Origin of the sequence: Streptomyces sp. JJ36, assembly GCF_021696945.1 — a bacterium.
Classification (GTDB): domain Bacteria; phylum Actinomycetota; class Actinomycetes; order Streptomycetales; family Streptomycetaceae; genus Streptomyces.
In genome coordinates this window covers 128,315-150,594 of record NZ_JACYHE010000003.1, presented here as the reverse complement: position 1 = coordinate 150,594, position 22,280 = coordinate 128,315, and the positions used below count along the sequence as shown (strand labels likewise).

Genomic DNA, 22,280 nt, shown 5'->3' with positions numbered 1-22,280 from the left:
GGTTCACCGGGCGGGCCGGGGGGTGACCCGGCCGCCGATCATCTTCCAGATCCGTACCTCGCGCACCAGCCCCGGGATCTCCCGGAGCACGATGGCGAGCCCGAGCCCGCCGATGAGCGCGGCCTCGCCGATCAGTACGCCTTTGGCCACCTTGCCTGACATGCCGTCACTCCTTCGTCCGGTCCGGTTTCTGCGTGCCTCGCTCCGTCACCCGGGGGAGACGTTCGGCATCTCCTCCGCGATGGCGTTGTGCCGCTTCCAGTGGACGCCCGTCGAGCGCCGGGCGTCCGCCTTGCCGGACTCGTGGTGCCCCGGCATGTCCTCGCGGGGGCCCTCGTTGCCCTGCCGGATGCCCTCCACGTGGGAGGGGGTGTCCGGCTTCACGTCGGGCTTGCCGATCCTGATGTTGCCCATGGTGTCCTCCTCGCTTCTCACCGACGCTCGGTCAGCTCGGTGAAGAACCGTTCGATCTCCGGCCACACCCGGTCGCCGCCGGAGAGTCCCCGCCACTCCCGGCGGACGACAGCGACCAGGCGGAAGCAGTCGTCGACCGGGACGATCCACTGTTCCCGTCGCCCGCGGGCGGTGTTGACCAGCAGCGCCTCGACGTCGGCCGTGAGCGACTCCAGCGCGGGGCAGGCGGCCACCACGTCCCGCCAGGCCGCGGGGTCGGCCTCCCACTGCGTCGCCCCGGCCGGGCTGGGGTAGTGGGCGATCACGGCGCCGTCCGCGCGCGGTACGAAGTAGGCCAGGCCGACCGGCACGCCCAGGCCGTCCGTCGGCACCGGGTCCAGCCGTACCCGCCGTTCCGGGATCAGCCGGTAGTGCCCCTCGCTGGCGGCGTCCCGCGTGAAGAGCAGCGAGCACGCCCGGCAGGCGCAGAGCGCCTCCCCGCTCTCCGTGTCGAGCAGGTGCCGGTGACCGTCGGCCACGGGGGCCCGGCAGAGGTCGCAGTGCTCGGCCGGACCGGATGTGCCGGACCGGCCGGACCGGGCCCGGCGGATGACCCGTTCCAGGGCGCCGGTGGTCACGCCGGTCCCCCGGCGGCCACCGAGGGGCGGGCCAGGGCGTCCAGCGGGACGAACGCGGCCTGCCGCTCCTCCGGCACCCGCCGGACGCCGGAGAGCTCCGGTGCCGCGGCGAGCACGGCCTCGCGGACGGCCTCCTCCACCGGGCCGGTGGAGGAGCCGCAGCCCTTGAGGGTGAGGCGCACCCGGGCCTCGCCGTCCTCGATCCCGGCGAACTCCAGCTCTCCGCCGCGTTCCCGCACGGCGTCCCGCAGGCCGTCGACGGCCCGGGCGGCCCGCTGCTCGACCGGGTCCGGGTGGAGGTCGTGCAGCACCAGCAGATGGCCGAGCAGCTCGTCCGCGAGGAACCGCTCGGCCGGCTCCGGCCCCGCGCCGCGCACCAGGTCGGCCGCCCGTGCCAGGGCCTCGCCGTAGACCTCGGTGAGGGCCTGCACGGCCTCGACCGCGGCCTCGGTCGCCGGCCCCGGCACGGTCTCGACCCGCTCCAGCAGCTCGTCGAGGCGGGCGAGCCGCTGCCCGACCTCCGCGTCGTCCAGCCGGGCCGGGTCAGCCATGGGAGGCCCCGTACGTCGGCGAGTGCATCCGCTGGAGCTGGTTGCCGTTGCCGAGGTACATGTGCACGCCGCAGGGGAGGCAGGGGTCGAAGCTGCGCACGGTGCGCATGATGTCGACGCCCTTGAAGTCGTCCGGCCCGTTCTCCTCGAAGATCGGCTGGCCCTGCACGGCGTCCTCGTACGGGCCCGGGGTGCCGTAGCTGTCGCGCGGGCTGGCGTTCCAGGGGGTCGGCGGGTAGGGGTGGTAGTTGGCGATCTTCTTGTCCTTGATGACCAGGTGGTGCGAGAGGACGCCGCGGACGGCCTCGTGGAAGCCGCAGCCGATCGCCTCGTCGGGCACCTCGAAGTCGGTGAAGACGCGGGTCTCGCCGGCCCGCACCATCTCCATGGCCTGCTCGACGAAGTGGAAGGCCATCGCGGCGGCGTACGCCACGAAGTACTGCCGCGCGCGGTCCCGCTCCAGGGTGTTGTTCCAGCGCGGGATGCGCCACTCCAGCGTCGTCTCCGGCAGTCGCTCGCTCTTGGGCAGGGAGATCCGCACGCTCTGGCCGGTCGCCTTCACGTACGGGGTGTCGACCAGCCCGTTGAGCGCCGTGGACCACAGCCGTGCCAGGGGGCCGCCGCCGGTGTCCAGGGCGAGGTGCTCGCCGGTGGCCTGGTGGTACCAGCGGGGGCTCATCACCCAGCTGTAGTTGCCCTGGAAGTCCCGCTTCTGCGGCAGCGGCACGGTGGTCTGGTTCCACGGGTGGCGCGTGTCCACCGGGTTGCCCAGCGGGTCGTGGGTGACGAACGGCTCCTCGTTCTGCCAGTCCTCGTAGTAGGAGCTGCCGAGCAGGATGCGCATGCCGAGGTTGATGTCGACCAGGTTGTTGGTGACCAGTTCCCCGTCGACGATGATGCCGGGCGTGACGTGCATGGCCCGGCCCCACTCGTTCATCGTCTCGTAGCGGTAGTCGCAGACGTCCGGGTTCTGGAAGGCGCCCCAGCAGCCGAGCAGCACGCGGCGGCGGCCGACCTCCTCGTAGCCCGGCAGGGCCTCGTAGAAGAAGTCGAAGACGTCGTCGTTCATCGCCACGGACTTCTTGACGAAGTCCAGGACCCGCAGGAGCCGGCTGAGGTAGTCGGTGAAGGTGGTGGGCTCCGGCATGGTGCCCACACCGCCCGGGTAGAGCGTGGAGGGGTGCACATGGCGGCCCTCCATGATGCAGAACATCTCCCGGGTGACCCGGCTGACCTGCAGGGCCTCCTTGTAGACCGCGCCCTCGAAGGGGTTGAACGCCCGCATGATGTCGGCGATGGTGCGGTAGCCGTGCACGTCGCCGCGGGGCGCCTGGGTGTTCTCGGCCTGGGCCAGGACGCCCGGGTTGGTGTCCTTGACCATCGCCTCGCAGAAGTCGACGAAGACCAGGTTGTCCTGGAAGATCGTGTGGTCGAAGATGTACTCGGCCGCCTCGCCCAGGTTGACGATGTGCTCGGCGAGCGGAGGCGGCTTGATGCCGTAGGCCATCTGCTGCGCGTAGTCGGAGCACGTGGTGTGGTTGTCGCCGCAGATGCCGCAGATCCGGCTGGTGATGAAGCCGGCGTCACGCGGGTCCTTGCCTTTCATGAAGACCGAGTAGCCGCGGAAGAGCGACGAGGTGCTGTAGCACTCCGCCACCTCCCGGTTGGCGAAATCGATCTTGGTGTGGATGCCGAGGTTGCCGATGATCCGGGTGATCGGGTCCCACGACATGTCGACCAGTTGCGCCGGCTTGCGCTCCCCGGCGGGGGCCCGGTCCTCGGTTGCCGTCATGTCACTTCCCTGCCCTTTCGTCGCTTCGCGGTGGTGTCGTCGCTTCGCTGGTGCTCTACGGCTCTGCCGGGCCGTTCCGGCCCGGGCCCTCCGGCCGGGGGCGGGGGGGTTCAGCCGGGTATCCGGTCGGGTCGGCCCTGGGCGCCGGCCGGGCGCCGACGGGAGGTCAGGGCCGCCAGTGCGGGTCGTAGCCGCTGGTCAGTGCGGGGTCCCGGTGGCGCCACTTCGGCTCCCGGTTCACGGCCATGTTGGTGATGCCGCGCATGCGCCGGATGAAGGCGCCGTACGGCCGGATCAGCGCCGAGGAGAGGCTGCCGCCGGTGGGTTCGTCCATGAACGGCATGAAGGCGTCCGGGAAGCCGGGCATGGTGCAGCCGATGCAGATGCCGCCGACGTTCGGGCAGCCGCCGAGGCCGTTCATCCAGCCGCGCTTGGGCACGTTGCAGTTGACCACCGGGCCCCAGCAGCCCACCTTCACCTGGCACTTCGGGGAGTTGTAGTCCTTGGCGAAGTCGGCCTGCTCGTAGTAGGCCGCCCGGTCGCAGCCCTCGTGCACGGTCTTGCCGAACAGCCACTGCGGCCGCAGGTTCTCGTCCAGCGGCGGAGGGGGCGCTGCGCCCGCGGCGTGGTAGAGCACCCAGGTCAGGGTCTCCATGAAGTTCTCCGGCTGGATCGGGCAGCCGGGGACGTTCACGATGGGCAGGCCGCCCTGGGAGCGGTACTCCCAGCCCAGGTAGTCGGCGAGGCCCATGCAGCCGGTGGGGTTGCCGGCCATCGCATGGATACCGCCGTAGGTGGCGCAGGTCCCGGCCGCCACCGTCGCCCACGCCCGGGGCGCGAGCTGGTCGATCCACCAGTTGAGGGTCAGCGGCTGCCCGGTCTCCGGGTCGTTGCCGAAGGAGGTCCAGTAGCCGTCGCCCTCGATGATGTTCTGGTTCGGGATCGAGCCCTCGATGACGAGGATGAAGGGTTCGAGTTCGCCACGGGCCGCGGCGCGGAACGGTGCCAGGAACTCCTCGCCGCCCAGGGTGGGCGACAGCACCTTGTTGTGCAGGTTGACCTTGGGCAAACCCGGGATGAGTCCGAGGACGACGTCCTCGATGGCCGGCTGCCCGGCGGCCGTCAGCGACACGGTGTCGCCGTCGCAGCTCATGCCCTCGGAGATCCAGAGAATGTGGATCTCGTCGAAGCCCTTGCGTTCCCCGGCAGCGCTCGGCTGCTCGCTGAGTGTCGTGCTTCCGCTCTCCGTGGTCATGTCCTCGGTCTCCCTTGCGGCCGGTCTCGGAATCGGTCGTGGACGGCGGCCGCCGGGCCCCCCACCGGGGTCCTCCCCGGCGGCGCTTCCGGCGGGTGCGGCCGGGGCCCGGCGGCTTCCCCGGGCGGGGCGGTCAGCGGCCTGACCTCCTCCGGGCGGAAATAGAGGAACCGGCCGTACCAGGAGTGCAGTTCGGCGGCCGGGTCGTCGTCGAGCGTGACGGCGAGCCGGCTGCTGCCGTCCACGTCGTGGAAGACCGCGCCGACGGTCGCGGTCCGGCCGGCGAGGAACATGTCCTGGGCGTCGGCACCGCGCCCCCGCGGCTCCAGCCGTACCGGGCTGCCCTTGCCCAGCGCGACGCCGTCGACGAGCACGGTGTCGGTCTCCGGACTGATCCCGTCGTCGCCGCCCTCCCGCCACCACGGGACGGCGCCCCGCGGGGGTGCACCGCCGTCGTCGCCGAAGGCCGGCCCGGGGCCGCCGGCGGGTTCCAGGGAACGGATGGCGCCGTGCAGCCGGGCGAAGACCTCCGGGGGCATCCCGTCGACCCGGTCCAGGATCTCCGCGGCGCGCGGGTCGGTGGCCCGCGCCTCGCGCTTCTCCTCGTCGGTCAGCAGCAGCGTCCGCAGCGAGAGGATCTCGTCGATCTCGGCGGCGTCGTGCAGGTCGCCGGGGCTCTCCGGGGCCACCTGCGGGTGGTCGGAGAGGATGATCGGCGAGGAGAGCATCAGGTCGCGGGAGCCCGCGTCGCCCGCCAGGACGGGGAAGGTGTACGCGTTGCGGCAGGCCCGTGCGTACGGGGCGAGCCGCCCGGGCGGGTCGGCGAGCGAGACGAACTCCGCGCCCTCGGCGCCGAGAAGGGTGTGGGTGGCGATGAGGGAGTACCGCAGCACCTCCGCGCGCGGGGTCTCCGGCGGGACGAACGGTCCGGTGTTCTCCGTTCGCACCCGCAGTCGGCAGGGGCCGGAGGACCCGCCGGGCCACTCGGCGGAGAGAGTCACCCGCGCCTCGACGGGATACCGGCGGCGCACCACCCGCCCGGCGCCGCCGGGGAGCGGCTCGGTCTCCGCGCCGCCGGGCGCGCCGGCCGGGACGGTGTGCTCCCCGGCCGGCAGCGCGGCCAGCGGGACCTCCAGTTCGGTCGCCCGCGGCACCGCCTCGTCGAAGGTGAGATGGACGGTGCCGGCGTCCTCCAGCGACGCCACGGGCTCGTGACCGCCCCCGCCCGTACGGCGCTCCACCTGCTTGTGCTGCCACTGCAGCCAGCGCAGCCGTACCCGGACGGCGGCGCCGCCGGCCGGGTCACCGGGCGGGTCGAGCAGGACCTCGGTCTGCTGGTACCACGACTCGGCCGCCCCGGTGAGGCCGGGGACGGCGGGGCCGTGCTTCTCCGCCCAGCTCCGCGGGGTGAGGATGCCGAACTGCCAGCGCACCCGGTTCTTGGGGGACGAGCGGCGGTAGGGGTAGAGCAGATACCCCTCGTAGAGGATCGCGTCGGCCACGGCCCGCACCCGCTCGAAAGCGGGGTCCGCGGGCCGCTCGCCGGTCTCGCCGCCGGGCCCGGCCACCTCCGGGTCGGTTCGCATCGGGACACCCCATCCGCCGTCCTCCGGCGCCCGGGCGGGCACCGTGCAGTGGCGCCCTCGGGCGCACTCGTCCACATTGGCACGGTTCGCCGGATATCGCCGGATTTAGGACGGCCGGCTGGTCCAGTCGCGCGACTCCCGGAGGCCGCACCGGCAGCGCGCCTCCGCCGCCGCGACGGCCCGCGTCCCGGAGGCCGGCCGGGGCGTCAGGCGGCCGCCGGGACCCGCGTACACGTGCGGGGCCCGGGGCGGTCACCGCCCCGGGCCCCGCACCGCGGACCGTCCGTCAGCTCTCCCGGCCACGCCCCGAGAGCAGGTCCCGCGCCCGGTCCACCATCCCGGCGCCCGGTGCCAGGATCTTGTTCGCCGGCGGCTCCTTGGGCGCCGACGGGTGGGGCCGGGTCGGCGCCACCTGCTTCGCCTGCCGGACCTTCTCCCCCAGCTCGTCGAGCTGCTCCCGCGTCGCCGCGTCGCGCAGCCTGGGGAAGAGGTTCTGCTCCTCGTCCTCCACATGGGAGCGGATCTCGTCCATCAGCGCCGAGATCTTCTCGTCGAACTCCGGATCGGATGCCTGCAGGCCCTCGAGCTGCTTCATCAGCCGCTCGGCCTTCGCATGGTCCTCCATCTCCTTGTCCGCGAGCGCGTCGCCGCCCTCCACCGTCTCCCGGACGGCCGGGTAGAGGTACGCCTCCTCCGCGACGGAGTGCCGGACCAGCTCGATGGTCGCCCGATCGGCGTACGTCTTCCGCTTCTCGTCCCCCGGGGACAGCGCCTCGATGCCGCCGAAGATCGCCTCCACCTCGCGGTGGTCGGTGGTCAGCTCGTCGATGACCGTTCCGCCGTGGCCCATGCCTGCTCCTTGCGTGCTCCTCGCACGACGGGCCGCGCCCGCCGCCCTGATCGGTCGCCGTCCGGGGTTCCCCGGCGGCCCGCCGGCTAACGCCCTCGACCGGCCACGGGGGTACCGGCGCGTGGAGCCGGGTACGCGCCGTCCGGCCGTTCGCGCGCCCCGCGGCCTAGGGTGGGCGCCGACCCGTGCCGACAGGGATGTCGCTGTGACGCCAGGGAGGTCGCGATGGAAACCCGCCGTACGCATACCGGGCCGGCGGCGGAGGCGCCGCCGGGCGGAGCGGCGGTGCCCCGGGACGGAACCGGGACACCGGAAGGCGGAGCGGCCCCCGGCACTGCGCCCGACGCGCGCCGCCGCATCGCCCGTACGGACGCGCTCCTCGCCGACCCCCGGCTCACGGCGGCCGCGAGCAGCCTCGGACGCGACCTGGTGAAGAGCGCGGTGACGGCGGCTCAGCAGCGGGCGCGGGCGGGCGAGATCCCGCCGGACGCGGTGGCCGACGCGGCCGTGGCGGCGCTGCCGGACACCGCCGGCGGACTGCGCCCCGTGCTCAACGCCACCGGAGTGCTGCTGCACACCAACCTGGGCCGGGCCGCGCTCTCCGGGGCGGCCAGGGAGGCGCTGCAGGCGGCCGCGGGCACCACCGACGTGGAGCTCGACCCGGCCACCGGTCGGCGCGGCCGACGGGGCCGTACCGCACGGGCCGCACTGCTGGAGCGGGTGCCCGCCGCCGAGGACGCCCATCTGGTCAACAACGGCGCCGCCGCGCTGGCGCTCGCCGCCGCGGCCCTCGCCCCCGGGCGGGAGGTGGTGGTCAGCCGCGGCGAGATGGTGGAGATCGGGGACGGCTTCCGGCTGCCCGAACTGCTGGAGTCGGCCGGGGCGCGGCTGCGCGAGGTCGGCACCACCAACCGGACGTCCTTCGCCGACTACGCCGGGGCCGTGGGCCCGGAGACCGGCTTCGTGCTGAAGGTGCACCCGTCGAACTTCCGGGTCACCGGCTTCACCCGCTCCGTCCCGGTGTCCGGACTCGCCCGGCTGGACGTGCCGGTGGTCGCCGACATCGGCTCCGGGCTGCTGGAACCGGAGCCGTTGCTGCCGGACGAGCCGGACGCGGGCACCTGGCTGCGGCAGGGCGCCGGACTGGTGACCGCCAGCGGGGACAAGCTGCTCGGGGGCCCGCAGTGCGGACTGCTGCTCGGGCGCTCGGCCCTCGTACAGCGACTGGCCCGGCACCCGCTGGCCCGGGCGTTCCGGGTGGACAAGCTGACCCTGGCCGCGCTGGAGGCCACCGTACGCGGCCCGCGCACACCCACGTGGCACGCGCTGCACGCCGGCGCGGACCGGCTGGCCGACCGCGCCCTCGAACTGGCCGGGCGGCTGCGGGCGGACGGGATCGACGCGCGGGAGGTGGCGAGCGACGCCACGGTCGGGGGCGGCGGAGCCCCCGGGGTCGTACTGCCCAGCGCGGCCGTGTCGCTTCCGGACGGCTTCGCGGAACGGCTGCGGCAGGGACGGCCCGCGGTGCTCGGCCGGGTGGCGGACGGGCGCTGCCTGCTGGACCTGCGGGCCGTGCCGGAGGAGGCGGACGACGCACTGGCGACCGCCGTCCGGGCGGCGGCCGCCGGGGAGGCCGGGGAATCCGGAGGCGCCCCCGGCGCCGGCGCGGGGTCATCCGGTGCAGGGCCCGGCGCGGCGTCCAGCGCGGTACCCGGTGCGGACGCGGACGGGGGTCCCGGTCGTGAGCACCCGTGACCGTACCGGCCGGAACGCCGCCACCACGGGCGGCGCGGGGACCGGCGGCGCCGGCGCCTCCGCGGAGGAGCCGCGGATGCACGTCGTGGCCACCGCCGGCCACGTCGACCACGGGAAGTCGGCGCTGGTACGCGCCCTCACCGGGATGGAGCCGGACCGCTGGGAGGAGGAGCGCCGCCGCGGGCTCACGCTCGACCTGGGCTTCGTGTGGACCCGGCTGCCGGCGGCCGGCGCCGCCGGGACGGGAGGCGCGTCCGCGGTTCGCGGGCCCGGAGACGGAACCTCCGGGACCCACACGTCCGGGGGACCCGGGTCCGTGGACGGCGGACCCACGGACGGCGAGTCCGGGAACCCGCACGGCCCCGAGGTGGCGTTCGTCGACGTCCCCGGGCACGAGCGGCTGGTCGCCAACATGCTGGCCGGCGTCGGCCCGGTGCCCGCCGTCCTCTTCGTGGTCGCCGCCGACCAGGGGTGGCAGGCCCAGTCCGAGGAGCATCTCGCCGTGCTGGACGCGCTCGGCGTGCGCCACGGCCTTCTGGTCGTCTCCCGCAGCGACCTCGCCGACCCGGAGCCGGCCCGCGCGGCGGCGCTGGAGCGGATCGCCCGCACCCGCCTGGGCACGGTCGAGTCGGTCGCCGCCAGCGCGGTCACCGGCCGGGGCCTGCCGGAGGTCCGGGCCGCCGTGGGCCGCCTGGTGTCCGGGCTGCCCGCCCCGGACACCGTCGCCGACGTCCGGCTCTGGGTGGACCGGGCCTTCACCGTCCGCGGCCGCGGCAGCGTGGTGACGGGCACCCTCGCCGCGGGCACCCTCCGCACCGGCGACCGGCTGGCCGTCCCGGGCCCGGACGGGACCGAGGAGACCGTACGGGTGCGCGGGCTGCAGACGCTCCAGCGGGACCGGGACGCGGTGGGCGCCGTGGCGCGGGTGGCCGTGAACGTGCACGGCGCAGCAGCCGGGCGGCTCGCCCGCGGGGACGCGCTGGTCTCCCCCGGCCGCTGGCCGCCCACCGGCACCGCGGACGTCCGGCTGCGCGGCGACCCCGCCGGCGAACTGCCCCGCCACCTCACCCTGCACGTCGGCTCCGCCGCCGTGCCCGTCGTCGTACGGCCCGTCGGCCCGGACACCGCCCGGCTCTCCTGGGACCGCCCGCTGCCGCTGCGGATCGGCGACGTGGCCGCGCTCCGGGACCCGGGCCGGCACCGGATCGCCGCCGGGATCACCGTGCTCGACGTACGGCCGCCCCGGCTGGCCCGGCGCGGTGCCGCGGCGGCGCGGGCCCGGGAGCTGGCCGGGATGTCCGGCGTCCCGGACGGCGCGGGCGAGCTGCGCCGCCGCGGCCTGGTCCGGCGGACCGCGCTGCGCGCGATGGGCGTGCCGGACCCGCCGCCCGCGGTGGCCGGCGACTGGGCCGCCGAACCGGAGCACTGGCGGGAGCTGCGCCGGCGGCTGGTCGCGGCCGTGGAGGAGCACGCCGCCCGGCGGCCCACCGACCCGGGCCTGCCGCTGGAGGCCGCCCGCCGGGCCCTGGACCTGCCGGAACGCGACCTGGTCACGGCCCTGGCCGCCACCGGCGGACCCCCGCTGCACCACCGGGACGGCAGGCTCTACGGCAGCGCCGCCCGCCCCGAGCTGCCGCCCCGGGCCCGTCAGGCCGTGGCGGAGATCAGCCGCGACCTGCATACGGCACCGTTCCGCGCCCCGGACCGCGACCGGCTCGCCGCGCTCGGCCTGGACGCCCGCCTCCAGGCCGCCGCGGCGGCGGCGGGCGCGCTGCTGCGGATCGCCGACGGGGTGCTGCTGCTGCCCGGCGCGGACCTGCGGGCGGCCCGGGTGCTCTCCGGCCTGGACCAGCCGTTCACGGCGAGCGACGCCCGCCGCGCCCTGGACACCACCCGGCGGGTGGCCGTCCCGCTGCTGGAACACCTGGACGCCCGTGGCCTGACCGTACGGCTCGACGGCTCGCTGCGCCGCTGCCCGGACCCCGACCGGGCCGCCGGGGATGCGCCGGCGCCCTGACGCCCGCAGGCTGGAGGCATGGACCCGCGTGCCCCGATCGTCGTGCACCCGCCCGCCGAGGACGGCGGGCGCCGGGTGGACGCCGACGGCGAGACCCTGGGAATCGCCTACAGCGACCGCGACCTCACCGAGTTCCTGCGCCGGGCCGGGCTCGACCCGGACTCGGTGCGGCTCGACGACCCGCTGCTGGTCGAGTGGCGCGGCGGCGGGCCCGACGCCTGGCGCTGAACACGCGGCGGTGCGCGGGGCAGCGGGCGGGGCGGTCCGCCGGCCCCGCGCCGCCCCGGCCCGGCCTGCCGGTGGTGCGGCGGACCGGCCCGCCGCCCGCCGACGGCTTGGCCCGCGCGGCGACCGGGCTCGTACGCCGTGACGGGCGGCCGCCGCCGTACGTCGCGGCCGAGGCCGCCGAGCACCGTGCCCCACCGCCGGCGCGTACGCCGTGCCCGGGCGGTCTCCGCCGTGCCCCACCCACCGCTGTCACGTACGCCGCACCTCACGGCCGGGCGCCGTGCTTGGTGTCTGACGGGAGGCGCCGTCTGCCGTGCCCCTCGACCGGCGCCGTAGGCCGCGCCCCACCGCCGGCGCGCACACCGGCCGCCGAGCGGCTCCGTAGGGCGTGCCGGGCGGTCGACGGCCGTACGTCCGCCGTGCCGTAGGTACGTCTCGTGTACGGCTCAGCTCTTCTCCGCGTGCGCCACCCGCACGTCCCGGATGGCGGCGGCCCGCCCGCCGGCCAGATCGCGTTCCCGGGGCGCGGTGCTGCCCGCCCTGGTCCGGCCCGGCCCCAGGCGGTCCACCGTCACCGCGGTCGAACCGAGCACCCGGCCGCCGGCGTCCAGGAACGCGAACCGCACCACGTAGTCCGCGGGCTCGTCCCCGCGGTTGGTGATCAGGTAGTGCACGACATAGGCGTCCGCCCCCCATACCGGGTGGTCCTCGACCCCGGCCCGGAGCACCAGCACATCGGCCGTGGCGTCCGCCACCGCCTCCCCGCCCTCGCCGGCCCCGCCGGCCGGAGGCGCGGCCGTGGCCGCCGAGCCGCCCTGCACCGCTCCCCCGCCGTCTCCCGCCCCGGCGCAGGCCACCAGCGCGGAGGCGGTCACCACCACGACCGTCAGCGCCGCGACGGTGGGCGCCCAGAACGTCCGGTGAGCCCGGTGCAGTCGGGGGTCGCGCATGGCATCCGTCCTCATCGTCGCTCTGCACAAGGACCTGCGCACCTGACGCCCGGCTCATGCACCAACCTGCCGGTAATCACCCCTTCGTGGGGCGCCTCGTCCGCCTGTGCGCTTCGCTGGGCACCTGCCGGCCGACGGGTTCGCGTGCATGTCCGCCCGGGCCCCTCCCGTGACGGAAGCCGACCGTCACGGGAGGGGCCCGGCTGCACTCACCGTGCGGCGGGGTCCGCCTCGGCTCCCCCGGTGCCGTCGAGCAGGCGCAGCAGCACGGCGGCCTCCGCCCGGAGCTGCGCGGCACGGTCGGCGTGCGCGGGTGCGGTCAGCGCCGCGGCGGCGTCCAGCCGCTCGGCGGCCTCGGCCCGTACGACGTCCTCCACACCCCGCTCGGTCAGCTCGCGCCGTGCCACCTCGGTGGCGCCGGCGCCGGCCGGCGACTCCTCCAGGGCCCGGCCGCGCAGTTCGTCCTCGTGGACGGCCGCCGCCTCGGCGTTGTCCAGCGCGGCGAGCGTCGAACGCAGGGCGCGCACCGCGGCCTTGTCGCGGGCGCGCAGGGCGTCGGGCAGGGCCTGACGCATCCGGGTACGGAGGGACATGCGCCGAGGCTACGGTCCGGCGTTCCGGGCCCACAACGGGATTTCCGCACGCATCCGCCCCGTCCCGGCCGCGGGGGCGGCTCAGCGGTGGGTCAGGACGTTGACCACCCGGCCGTTGGGGTCCCGGACGAAGAACCGGCGCACCCCCCACTCCTCCTCCTGCAGGGGGTGCACGATCTCCGCCCCGCTGTCGAGCACGGCCGCGTACACCGCGTCCACGTCCTCCACCTCGATGCTCATGTCGGGCTCGACGGGCGCCGTCTCGTCACGGCTCATCAGGATGACCTGGGCGGTGGGGTTGGAGGGTGAGGCCAGCGTCATGACCCAGCCCAGGTTCATCACCTCCTCCAGCCCCAGCAGGCCGTAGAAGTCGCGGCTCTCCTCCATGGCCCCGGAGCGGACATCGGGCACGACACGGCGGACGGACATCGGTGACTCCTTGCAGGAACGACAGCGTGCCTGGGCCTTCCCGGACACCGGCGCACACCCGCCGTGCGCGACTCCCGCCCCGGGAAGCCCGGTCAGCGTACGGCAGCCGTGTACGCGAGCACGGCGACGGCGGCACCCACCACGAGGGCGAAGCAGATCGTCCAGGCGGGGACGCCGCCGTACGACGAAGGGACGCGGCCGTACAACGAAGGGCCTCGGGAGGTCGCCGGGTTCCTCGACCGGTTCCGGCGTCAGGCAGCCACCCGTCGGTTTCCGCGTAGCCCTGGCACACCGTGCCGGCGGCTCCGTGGCGGGTTCGCCCACGGGTGTCCGGCGTCTCTTCTTCTCCCGGCCCTGGGACGAAGTACCCCTGCCCGGCCGCATGCTCCGAGAGCACTGACTGAGGCGCAGGCGGGGTGGCGGAGGCGGACGGGAATCGAACCCGCCTGTCCGAGCTGCTCGGACACCTCGGTTTTGAAGACCGGGAGGGCCACCAGGCACCCTTACGCCTCCCCGCCACGCCTCACCGTACCCGGAACGGGGGACGGCATTCCGGTGCACACGCGCCCCGGTGTGCCCTCGCTCGCGGGTGCCGCCGGTCGGGCGGCCGGGCGCGCGGCGGACATGGCGGGGACGGAATGGTGGTACGCCCGGAGGGACCACGCCGAGGCGCAGGAGGCGCGATGAGCACGACGGAGGGTGCGGCCGCCGGGACACCGGCTGCCGGGTATCCCGGGCCCGACGGCCCCGGGACGACGGGCACCGGCACCGGGGACGGGCACCCCGGGGGCGGACGGGTGCGGCTGACCCGGTACGCGCACGGGGGCGGCTGCGCCTGCAAGATCCCGCCGGGTGAGCTGGAGGAGGCCGTCGCCGGGCTGACCGGGCGGGGCCCGGCCGGTGCCGGCGCGGCGGAGCTGGTGGTGGGCCTGGACACCGGCGACGACGCTGCGGTCGTACGGCTGCCGGACAGGGGGGCGGACGACCCGTACGCCGGGCTGGCGGTCGTGACGACGGCGGACTTCTTCACCCCGGTCGTCGACGACCCGTACGACTGGGGCCGGATCGCCGCCGCCAACGCGCTCTCCGACGTCTACGCCATGGGCGGCCGGCCGCTGGTGGCCGTAAACCTGCTGGCCTGGCCGCGGGACCGGCTGCCCTTCGCGCTGGCCCGGGAGGTGCTGCGCGGCGGGCTGGACGTGGCCGCGGAGGCGGGCTGCCACACCGGGGGCGGCCACAGCGTGGACGATCCGGAGCCCAAGTACGGCATGGCGGTGACCGGCGTCGCCGACCCGGCGCGGCTGCTGCGGAACGACACCGGCGTGCCCGGCGTGCCGCTCTCCCTCACCAAGCCGCTGGGACTGGGCGTGCTGAACAACCGTCACAAGGCCACCGGCGAGGTGTTCCCGGAGGCGGTGGCCACCATGGTGCGGCTCAACCGGGAGGCGTCGGCCGCCGCGCTCGCCGCGGGGGCGGTGTGTGCGACCGACGTCACCGGCTTTGGTCTGCTCGGGCATCTGCACAAGCTGGCCCGTGCGTCCGGGGTGACGGCCGTGGTGGAGGCGGCTGCCGTGCCGTATCTGGACGGGGCGCGGGAGGCGCTGCGGGCCGGTCATGTGCCGGGCGGCACCCGGCGCAACCTGGAGTGGGTCGCCCCCCACGCGGACTTCGGCACCGCGGACGAGGAGACCCGGCTGCTGCTGGCGGACGCGCAGACCTCCGGCGGGCTGCTGGTGGCTGGGGAGGTGCCGGGCGCGCCGGTGATCGGCGAGCTCGTCCCGGCGGGCGAGCACACCGTGGTGGTGCGCTGAGCCCCCGGGGTGAGCCGCGCACCGGGGCCGCCGCGGCCCGCACCCGGCACGTCCGGGCGCAGCCCCCCGGGGCACCCGGCACGTCCGGACAGGGGGCGTCCCCGGCGCCCGGGGAGGCCCGCGGCGGCGGGGCGGCGTCAGAGGCGCTCGGCGCTGCGCGGGGCGGTGGCGTCGTAGCCGTTGCCGTCCAGGCGCGAGGTGCCGCCCTGGTCGCCGGTGGTCGGGCCGTTCACGCTCTCCCGGCTCGATGACCTTGTGCCCCTCGGTGTCGTGGCCCCTGTAGCCGGCCCACGGGGGCCGCGGCCGGGTCCCCGCCCGGCTACGGCTCCGTCCCGGTCGTCTCGTCGATGCCGGCGCGGCGCCGGTACGCCCGGAGCAGCTCGGTGGCGGCGGCGCCGCGCGGGCGCCGCCCCGGGCGGATGTCGCAGGTGAGCGCCTTCGCCTCCTGGATGTGCGTGTTCGGGTCCAGCGAGAGGTGCAGCAGTTCGTTGGCGGCGTCTCCGGTGCTGTAGCCGTTGGGCCCCCAGTGGTAGGGCAGGCCGACCTGGTGCACCCGGCGGCCGTCCACGGTCAGCGGCGCCATGCGGTCGGTGACGAGCACCCGGGCCTCCACCACGCCGCGGGCGCTGACCACGGTGGCCCACCCGCCGTGCCGGAGCCCGCGGTCGGCCGCCAGCTCCGGGGAGACCTCGCAGAAGAACTCGGGCTGGAGCTCGGCCAGATAGGGCTGCCAGCGGGACATGCCACCCGCGGTGTGATGTTCGGTCAGCCGGTAGGTGGTCACCACGAACGGGAAGACGTCCGCGCCGGGGTCGCCGGGCGAGGGATGGTAGCGGTTGTCCGGGTGCGGTGCGGGGAGGTGCCGCACCGGGTTCCGCTGCCGGTCGTACAGCAGGTTGCGGAACGGCGAGTCCTGCGGCTCGTAGTGGGTGGGCAGCGGCCCGTCGGTGAGCCCGGCGGGCACGTAGAGCCAGGCCTTGCCGTCCGCCTGCATGATGAACGGGTCGGAGCCGCCCAGCGCCTCGGCGGCCTCGGCGCCCTCCGGGGGCCGGTGGTGCGGCGGCCGCTTCGGCGGGAAGTCGGGCACGTCGTGCCCGGTCCAGCGTTCCTGCTCCGGGTCCCACCACACCAGGGCCTTGCGCGGGCTCCACGGGCGGCCGTCGGGGTCCGCGGAGGCGCGGTTGTAGAGCACGCGGCGGTTGGCCGGCCAGGCCCAGCCCCACTCCGGGGCGACCCAGTGCTGCTGCTCCCCCGGCTTCCGGCGCGCCGCCTGGTTCACCCCCTCCGCGTACACGCCGCAGTAGATCCAGCAGCCGCAGGAGGTCGAGCCGTCGTCCGCGAGCTGCTCGTACGAGGAGAGCGGGCCGCCCTGGGCGTCGTACCCGTTGATCTCGGCGAGCACCGCCTCCGCGTCGGGCTCGGCGCGCTCGCCCTTCACCGGGTAGTCCCAGGTCAGGTCGAGCACGGGGCGGTCCCGCGCGTCGGTGCTGCCGGCCAGCTTCTCCCGGATACGGAGCCCGAGGTGGTACAGGAACCACAGGTCGCTGCGGGCGTCGCCCTGCGGCGGCACCGCCTCGTGGTGCCACTGGAGCATCCGCTGGGTGTTGGTGAAGGTGCCGTCCTTCTCGGTGTGCGCGGCGGCGGGCAGGAAGAACACCTCGGTGCCGATGTCCTCGGTCGCCAGCTCACCGCTGGCGATCTCCGGCCCGTCCTTCCACCAGGTGGCGCTCTCGATCAGCGAGAAGTCCCGGACCACCAGCCAGTCGAGGGCCGCCATGCCGAGGCGCTGCAGCTTGGCGTTGGCGGAGCCGACGGCCGGGTTCTCCCCCATCAGGAAGTAGCCCTTGCACACCCCGTCGAGCTGGGCGGTGACCGTCTCGTAGGTGCTGTGCGAGCCGGTGAGGCGGGGCAGGTAGTCGAAGCAGAACTCGTTCTCCGGCGTCGCCGCCTCGCCCCACCAGGCCTTGAGCAGGCTCGCCAGGTAGGCGCGCATGTTGCCCCAGTAGCCCTTCTTCGCGGCCTCGCCCCGCACGAAGTCGTCCAGTCCCTGCTGCTCGTGGGCGTGCGGCATCGGGATGTAGCCGGGCAGCAGGTTGAACAGGGTGGGGATGTCGGTGGAGCCCTGGATGGAGGCGTGGCCGCGCAGGGCGAGGATGCCGCCGCCGGGGCGCCCGATGTTGCCCAGCAGGCTCTGCAGGACCGAGGCGGCACGGATGTACTGCACGCCGACGGTGTGCTGGGTCCAGCCGACCGCGTAGGCGAAGGCGGAGGTGCGGTCCCGGCCGGAGTTCCGCACCAGCGCGTCGGCCACGGTGCGGAACTGCTCCTGCGGGACGCCGCAGATCCGCTCCACCAGCTCCGGGGTGTAGCGGGCGTAGTGCCGCTTGAGCACCTGGAAGACGCAGCGCGGGTCCGTCATCGTCTCGTCCCGCTCCGGCTCGCCGCCGGTGAGCGGGGCGCCGCCGGAGCCGCTGGCCTCGCCGCGCCCGGCCTCGGCGAGGGACCGGCCGCCGCGGGTGCGCTGTTCGTACTGGAGGTCCCGCTTGCCGGAGGCCGCCTGCACGTTCATGCCCGCGTACTGCCAGGTGCCGGTGTCGTAGTTGCGGCCGTCCTCGGAGAGGCCGGAGAACACCCCGTCCAGGTCCTCGGTGTCCCGGAAGTCCTCGTTCAGGATCACCGGCCCGTTGGTGTACGCGGCCACGTACTCGCGGAAGTACGACCCGGTGCTCAGCACATGGTTGATGAGCCCGCCGAGGAAGGCGATGTCGGTGCCCGCGCGCAGCGGGACGTGCACGTCGGCGAGCGCACTGGTGCGGGTGAACCGCGGGTCGACATGGACCACCGTGGCCCCGCGCGCCTTGGCCTCCATCACCCACTGGAACCCGACGGGATGGCACTCGGCCATGTTGGAGCCCTGGATGACGATGCAGTCCGCGTTCTGCAGGTCCTGCTGGAAGGTGGTCGCGCCGCCGCGGCCGAACGAGGTCCCCAGACCGGGAACCGTGGAGGAGTGTCAAATACGGGCCTGATTCTCGATCTGCACCGCGCCCAGGGCGGTGAACAGCTTCTTGATCAGGTAGTTCTCCTCGTTGTCCAGGGTCGCACCGCCCAGGCTGGCCACCCCGAGGGTGCGCCGGGTGCGGACGCCGTCCGCCTCCCACTGCCAGCCGGCCTCGCGTGCCTCGATCACCCGGTCGGCGATCATGTCCATCGCCGTGTCCAGGTCCAGCGGCTCCCACTCCGTGGCGTACGGACGCCGGTACAGGACCCGGTGCTCACGCGCGGAGCCGGTGGTGAGCTGGAGGCTCGCCGAGCCCTTGGGGCACAGCCTGCCGCGGGAGACCGGGGAGTCGGGGTCGCCCTCGATCTGGGTGACCTCGCCGTCCTCGACGTAGACGTTCTGGCCGCAGCCGACCGCGCAGTACGGGCAGACCGACTTGACCACCCGGTCGGCGGTGGCCACCCGCGGGGCGAGCTCCTCACTGCCCCGGCTCTTGGCGGCGGCGCCGCGGCCCGTGGGGTCGTCGCCGCGGAGCTGCCGGTAGACCGGCCAGGATTCGATCCACTGCCGTACGCCCATGGAGTCGCCCTCCGGTGCCGCTGGTTCCGTCCGGCCGCCCGGAGTACCCCGGGCACGCCCGGGGAAACCCTCCGCCCGGCTGCACCGGTGCGCCGCCGGGCGGCCCGCTCCGTGCGGCCTTCCGGCCGCCTGCCGGGCCCGCTCCCGCGTTCCGGCCACGGAGCCCGGGACGCCGGCCCGGCGCGTCCCGGCTGCTCAGGCCTCTCCCACCTGTCCCGGCTGCTCGGCCTCCCCCGGCGGCTCCGCCCGTTCCGGCTGTTCGGCTCGTTCCGGCTGTTCGGCTCGTTCCGCGGCGCGCAGGCGTTCGCGCTGCGGTACGACGGTGTACCGGGGGTCCTCGGCGGAGGCCACCCCGGCGTGGAAGACGCCGAACCGCAGTGCCGCCGAACCGGCCAGCAGGGCCGTGCCCGCGGCGGCCGCCAGCGGGCGGGCGGCCCGGGCGAGGCCGGTGCCACGGGTGCTTGGGACGGCCCCGGCGGCGCGGGCGGCCCGCACGGCCGCGGGGACGCCCATGCGCCGCGCGACGGCCCCGGCCGTCCGGGCGGTGCGCAGGGCCCCGGGGACACCGCCACCGCCGGTACGGGCGCCCCGGGCGGCGCCGAGGGCACGGACGGTGCGCGGGACCCCGGCGGCACGGACGGCACGGGCCACCCCGGCCGCACGGACGCCACCCGTGCCCCGGCCGGACGCGGCCGCCACCCCCGCGGCCCCGGCGAGCAGCGCACCCGTGGTGGTCAGTGCCTCGGCGGCGCGCATCAGCCGGCCGGCCCGGCCCTGTGCGTAGGGCTCGGCGGCCAGGCCCATCCGGTGCCGCATCAGCCGGGTGGCTCCGAGCTCCAGGGCCCCGCCGAGCAGCGCCAGCCGCCGGGCGGGCCCGGCCTGCCCGGTGGGTGTGGCCAGCAGCCCGAGCCCGGCGGCCGCGGAGGCGCCCGAGCCGGTGAAGACGAAGGGCAGTTCGCGGTGGCCCTCGTGCCAGGAGGGCACGGCGGTGTCGGAGAGGAGCACGGCCGTGTACGCCGCCACGGCGGGGCCCAGCACGGCCGCGCCCGCGGTCGCGGCGGCCCCCGCCGGTCGCGCCCGCCCGGTCCAGTCGCTGAGCGCCGCCGCGCCGGCCAGCGGCCCGTACCCCGCGAGCAGCCAGGACCCCACGCTCATGGGCGAGGTGACCTTGGCGACCCGCAGCATGTGCAGGAAGCGGGCCGGGCGGCCCAGGTCGTGGACGAGCGCGGCCAGCGAGAGCGACACCGCACCGGCCGCCCCCGTCCGGGCGGTACGGGCCAGCGCGGGCCGGCCGGTGGCGGCGGCTCCGGCGGCGAGCACCGAGGAGGCGCCCGCCAGGCCGCCGAGGAAGAGATAGCCCGCGATGTCGAGGGGCTTCCAGACGGGCGGGTTGAGGACGGGCAGTCCGTAGTAGGACGAGTACGACGAGAATTCCGCCTCCGGCACCACCGGCTGCTCGCCGCGCCGCCTCCGGCGGCGGCTGCGGCCGGCTGCGACGCCGGTGACGGCCTCGCGGTCCGGCCGCCGGCCGCGGACTCCGTCGGGGGTGACGTCGGACTCGCTCACCGGCTCCTCCTCAGGAAGCAGACGGCCACCGAGGCGGCCAGGGTCGCGGCGGCCGCCGCGGCGTGCCGCCACATCGCGGGCAGGTCCCGGGTGGTGACCACGGGGTCGGGTGGCAGCCCGTACACCTCGGGCTCGTCGAGCAGCAGGAAGAAGGCGCCGTCGCCGCCGACGCCGTCGTCCGGGTCGGCGCCGTACAGCCGGGCGTCCGTGACGCCCGCGGCGTGGAGCTGTTCCACCCGGTGCTGTGCGCGGTCGCGCAGTTCGTCCAGCGGTCCGAACTGGATCGAGTCGGTGGGGCAGGCCTTGGCGCAGGCGGGTTCCTGCCCGGCGCCCAGCCGGTCGTAGCACAGGGTGCACTTCCAGGCGCGGCCGTCGTCCTTGCGCTGGTCGATGACGCCGTAGGGGCAGGCGGGGATGCAGTAGCCGCAGCCGTTGCAGATGTCCTCCTGGACCACCACGGTCCCGAACTCGGTGCGGAACAGCGAGCCCGTCGGGCAGACGTCCAGGCAGGCCGCGTGGGTGCAGTGCTTGCACACGTCGGAGGACATCAGCCAGCGCAGTTCGGTGCGCCCGTCGGGCTCCAGGGGCGACACCTCGCCCGCGGGCGCGCCGGCGGGCGCCGCGGCCGGGTCCGGGACGGTGGCGCCGCCGGGGCCTCCTCCGGGGGTGCCGGCAGCGGGCGCACCGGGGGCCGCCCCGGGGACGCCGAGCTGCCCGGCGGCGGCGAAGACGTCCACTCCGCTGTGGTCGACGCCGGGTTCCTGTCCGCCCAGCGGCTTGCGCTGCTCGATGAAGGCCACGTGCCGCCAGGTGTCGGCGCCCAGACCCTTGCTGTTGTCGTAGGACATGCCGGTGAACTCGAGACCGTCCTCGGGGATGGCGTTCCACTCCTTGCACGCCACCTCGCAGGCCTTGCAGCCGATGCAGATCGAGGTGTCGGTGAAGAAGCCCATCCGCGGCGGGGCGGCGGTGCCGTCGGTCATGCGCGCTCTCCCGGGGTGGGGTGACGGGGGCTCACGGCTGCAGCACGATCTTTACCGCGCCGTCGGACTTGGTCTGGAACTTCTCGTACGCCTGGGGTGCCTCGGCCAGCGGCATGTGGTGGGTGGCGAACTCGTCGACGCCCAGCACGTCCTGCTCGGTGAGGAGCGGCATCAGGTGCGGGTACCAGCGCTTGACGTTGGCCTGGCCCATCCGGAGCTGGATCTGCTTGTCGAAGAGGGTGAGCATCGGCATCGGGTCCATCGCGCCGCCGTACACGCCGGAGAGGGAGACGGTGCCGCCGCGGCGCACCATGTCGATGGCGTGGTAGAGCGCGGACAGCCGGTCGACGCCGGTCTTGGCGAGGGCCTTCTCGGCCAGCCGCCCGGGGAGCAGCCCGCCGATGGTCTGCATCAGCTTGCCGCCGGGGCTGCCGTGCGCCTCCATGCCGACGGCGTCGATCACCGCGTCCGCGCCGCGGCCCGAGGTCAGGTCCCGCACCGCCTGACCCAGGTCGTCGTGCTGGGTGACGTCCAGCACCTCCGCGCCGCGGGCCCGTACGCGTTCCAGCCGCTCCGGGACGAGGTCCAGGCCGATCACCCGCTCGACGCCCTGGTAGAGGGCGATCCGGCAGGCCATGTCCCCGATCGGGCCGAGGCCCAGCACGGCGAGCGTGCCGTTCTTCGGCGGGGCGGCGTACCCGACGGCCTGCCAGGCGGTGGGCAGTACGTCGGAGAGGAAGAGGTACCGGTCGTCGGGCGGGCCGTGTGGCACCTGGGTGGGACCGTAGTGGGCCTGGGGGACGCGGAGGTACTCGGCCTGGGCGCCGGGGACGGCGCCGTAGAGCTTGGTGTAGCCGAACAGGGCGGCTCCGGTGCCGTGCTCGCGGACCTGGGTGGTCTCGCACTGCGTCTGGAGTCCCTGCTCGCACATGAAGCAGGAGCCGCAGGAGATCTGGAAGGGCACCACGACCCGGTCCCCGGGCTTGATGCCGGTGACCTCGCTGCCGGTCTCCTCGACGATGCCCAGGGGCTCGTGCCCGAGGATGTCACCGGGCGTCATCACCGGGCCCATGACCTCGTAGAGGTGCAGGTCGGAGCCGCACAGGCCGGAGGAGGTGATCCGTACGATCGCGTCGGTGGGCTCCCTGAGTTCGGGGTCGGGAACCTCCTCGACGCGCACGTCGCGCTTGCCCTGCCACGTGACAGCCTTCATCTCTCTCACCTTTCCGCGTCGCGGGACGCCCCGGGTACCCGCACACCGGGCCGCCACTCGGGACCGGGGCGCCGGCGGGTCAGGGCGGGG

Annotated in this window: 18 protein-coding genes, 1 tRNA gene and 1 pseudogene; 4 read left to right on the top strand and 16 right to left on the bottom strand. The window is 75.3% G+C overall.

Going from position 1 to position 22,280, the window contains the following annotated elements; genetic code table 11:
* Positions 1-3: 3 nt before the first annotated feature.
* The 8 genes from HOY81_RS02385 to HOY81_RS02350 all read right to left on the bottom strand — a co-directional run bounded on the left by HOY81_RS02385 (position 4) and on the right by HOY81_RS02350 (position 7,065).
* Positions 4-162 carry a hypothetical protein gene (locus HOY81_RS02385; RefSeq protein WP_237317490.1) on the bottom strand — a complete coding sequence of 53 codons (159 nt, stop codon included), beginning with the start codon at positions 160-162 and terminating at the stop codon, positions 4-6.
* 45 nt (positions 163-207) lie between these two features.
* On the bottom strand, positions 208-414 hold the full coding sequence (locus HOY81_RS02380; RefSeq protein ID WP_237317488.1) for a hypothetical protein: 207 nt from the start codon (positions 412-414) through the stop codon (positions 208-210).
* A gap of 17 nt (positions 415-431) precedes the next feature.
* On the bottom strand, positions 432-1,031 hold the full coding sequence (locus HOY81_RS02375) for a DUF5947 family protein (RefSeq protein WP_237317486.1): 600 nt from the start codon (positions 1,029-1,031) through the stop codon (positions 432-434).
* The gene (locus HOY81_RS02370; RefSeq protein ID WP_237317484.1) at positions 1,028-1,582 is read right to left on the bottom strand and encodes a NifU family protein; all 555 of its coding nucleotides are present in this window, start codon (positions 1,580-1,582) and stop codon (positions 1,028-1,030) included. The genes HOY81_RS02375 and HOY81_RS02370 overlap by 4 nt, the downstream gene beginning before the upstream one ends.
* Positions 1,575-3,374, bottom strand: a complete 1,800-nt coding sequence (locus HOY81_RS02365) for a nickel-dependent hydrogenase large subunit (RefSeq protein ID WP_237317482.1) — start codon at positions 3,372-3,374, stop codon at positions 1,575-1,577. The genes HOY81_RS02370 and HOY81_RS02365 overlap by 8 nt, the downstream gene beginning before the upstream one ends.
* Before the next feature lie 166 nt (positions 3,375-3,540).
* The gene (locus HOY81_RS02360) at positions 3,541-4,629 is read right to left on the bottom strand and encodes a hydrogenase expression protein HypE (RefSeq protein WP_237317479.1); all 1,089 of its coding nucleotides are present in this window, start codon (positions 4,627-4,629) and stop codon (positions 3,541-3,543) included.
* On the bottom strand, positions 4,626-6,215 hold the full coding sequence (locus HOY81_RS02355; protein ID WP_237317477.1) for a hypothetical protein: 1,590 nt from the start codon (positions 6,213-6,215) through the stop codon (positions 4,626-4,628). Before HOY81_RS02355 ends, HOY81_RS02360 begins: the two co-directional genes overlap by 4 nt.
* A gap of 286 nt (positions 6,216-6,501) precedes the next feature.
* Entirely contained in the window at positions 6,502-7,065 is a 564-nt protein-coding gene (locus tag HOY81_RS02350; protein WP_237317475.1) for a hemerythrin domain-containing protein, read from the bottom strand.
* Positions 7,066-7,290: 225 nt separating this feature from the next.
* On the opposite strand from HOY81_RS02350, the gene selA reads away from it, so the two are divergent.
* From selA to HOY81_RS02335, 3 genes are read left to right on the top strand one after another with little or no spacing between them, the layout of a single operon-like run.
* Positions 7,291-8,820, top strand: coding sequence for an L-seryl-tRNA(Sec) selenium transferase (selA, locus tag HOY81_RS02345; RefSeq protein WP_237317473.1), 1,530 nt, complete (start codon positions 7,291-7,293; stop codon positions 8,818-8,820).
* Positions 8,807-10,837 carry a SelB C-terminal domain-containing protein gene (locus tag HOY81_RS02340; RefSeq protein ID WP_237317471.1) on the top strand — a complete coding sequence of 677 codons (2,031 nt, stop codon included), beginning with the start codon at positions 8,807-8,809 and terminating at the stop codon, positions 10,835-10,837. Before selA ends, HOY81_RS02340 begins: the two co-directional genes overlap by 14 nt.
* 18 nt (positions 10,838-10,855) lie before the next feature.
* Positions 10,856-11,065: a hypothetical protein gene (locus HOY81_RS02335; protein ID WP_237317468.1), complete on the top strand. Its 210-nt coding sequence runs from the start codon at positions 10,856-10,858 to the stop codon at positions 11,063-11,065.
* Positions 11,066-11,511: 446 nt separating this feature from the next.
* On the opposite strand, the gene HOY81_RS02330 is transcribed toward HOY81_RS02335, so the two are convergent.
* The 4 genes from HOY81_RS02330 to HOY81_RS02315 all read right to left on the bottom strand — a co-directional run bounded on the left by HOY81_RS02330 (position 11,512) and on the right by HOY81_RS02315 (position 13,550).
* The gene (locus HOY81_RS02330) at positions 11,512-12,015 is read right to left on the bottom strand and encodes an FxLYD domain-containing protein (RefSeq protein ID WP_237317466.1); all 504 of its coding nucleotides are present in this window, start codon (positions 12,013-12,015) and stop codon (positions 11,512-11,514) included.
* A gap of 209 nt (positions 12,016-12,224) precedes the next feature.
* The gene (locus HOY81_RS02325; protein ID WP_237317556.1) at positions 12,225-12,566 is read right to left on the bottom strand and encodes a hypothetical protein; all 342 of its coding nucleotides are present in this window, start codon (positions 12,564-12,566) and stop codon (positions 12,225-12,227) included.
* A gap of 123 nt (positions 12,567-12,689) precedes the next feature.
* Positions 12,690-13,037, bottom strand: coding sequence for a VOC family protein (locus HOY81_RS02320; protein ID WP_237317464.1), 348 nt, complete (start codon positions 13,035-13,037; stop codon positions 12,690-12,692).
* Positions 13,038-13,454: 417 nt separating this feature from the next.
* Positions 13,455-13,550 (bottom strand) — tRNA-Sec (locus HOY81_RS02315).
* 170 nt (positions 13,551-13,720) lie between these two features.
* Here HOY81_RS02315 and selD point away from each other — a divergent pair.
* Complete coding sequence (gene selD / locus HOY81_RS02310) at positions 13,721-14,848, top strand: selenide, water dikinase SelD (protein ID WP_237317463.1); 1,128 nt, start codon at positions 13,721-13,723, stop codon at positions 14,846-14,848.
* A 319-nt stretch (positions 14,849-15,167) separates the two neighbouring features.
* On the opposite strand, the gene fdh is transcribed toward selD, so the two are convergent.
* From fdh to HOY81_RS02290, 4 genes and pseudogenes are all read right to left on the bottom strand, one after another.
* Positions 15,168-18,428: a formate dehydrogenase gene (fdh, locus tag HOY81_RS02305; protein WP_237317461.1), complete on the bottom strand. Its 3,261-nt coding sequence runs from the start codon at positions 18,426-18,428 to the stop codon at positions 15,168-15,170.
* Between the two features lie 711 nt (positions 18,429-19,139).
* Positions 19,140-19,994, bottom strand: a pseudogene (gene nrfD, locus HOY81_RS02300) (NrfD/PsrC family molybdoenzyme membrane anchor subunit); the annotation flags it as partial.
* Entirely contained in the window at positions 19,991-20,977 is a 987-nt protein-coding gene (locus HOY81_RS02295; protein WP_237317458.1) for a 4Fe-4S dicluster domain-containing protein, read from the bottom strand. The gene HOY81_RS02295 and the pseudogene nrfD, both read right to left, overlap by 4 nt.
* Before the next feature lie 31 nt (positions 20,978-21,008).
* The gene (locus HOY81_RS02290) at positions 21,009-22,190 is read right to left on the bottom strand and encodes a zinc-dependent alcohol dehydrogenase (RefSeq protein WP_237317457.1); all 1,182 of its coding nucleotides are present in this window, start codon (positions 22,188-22,190) and stop codon (positions 21,009-21,011) included.
* Positions 22,191-22,280 lie beyond the last annotated feature (90 nt).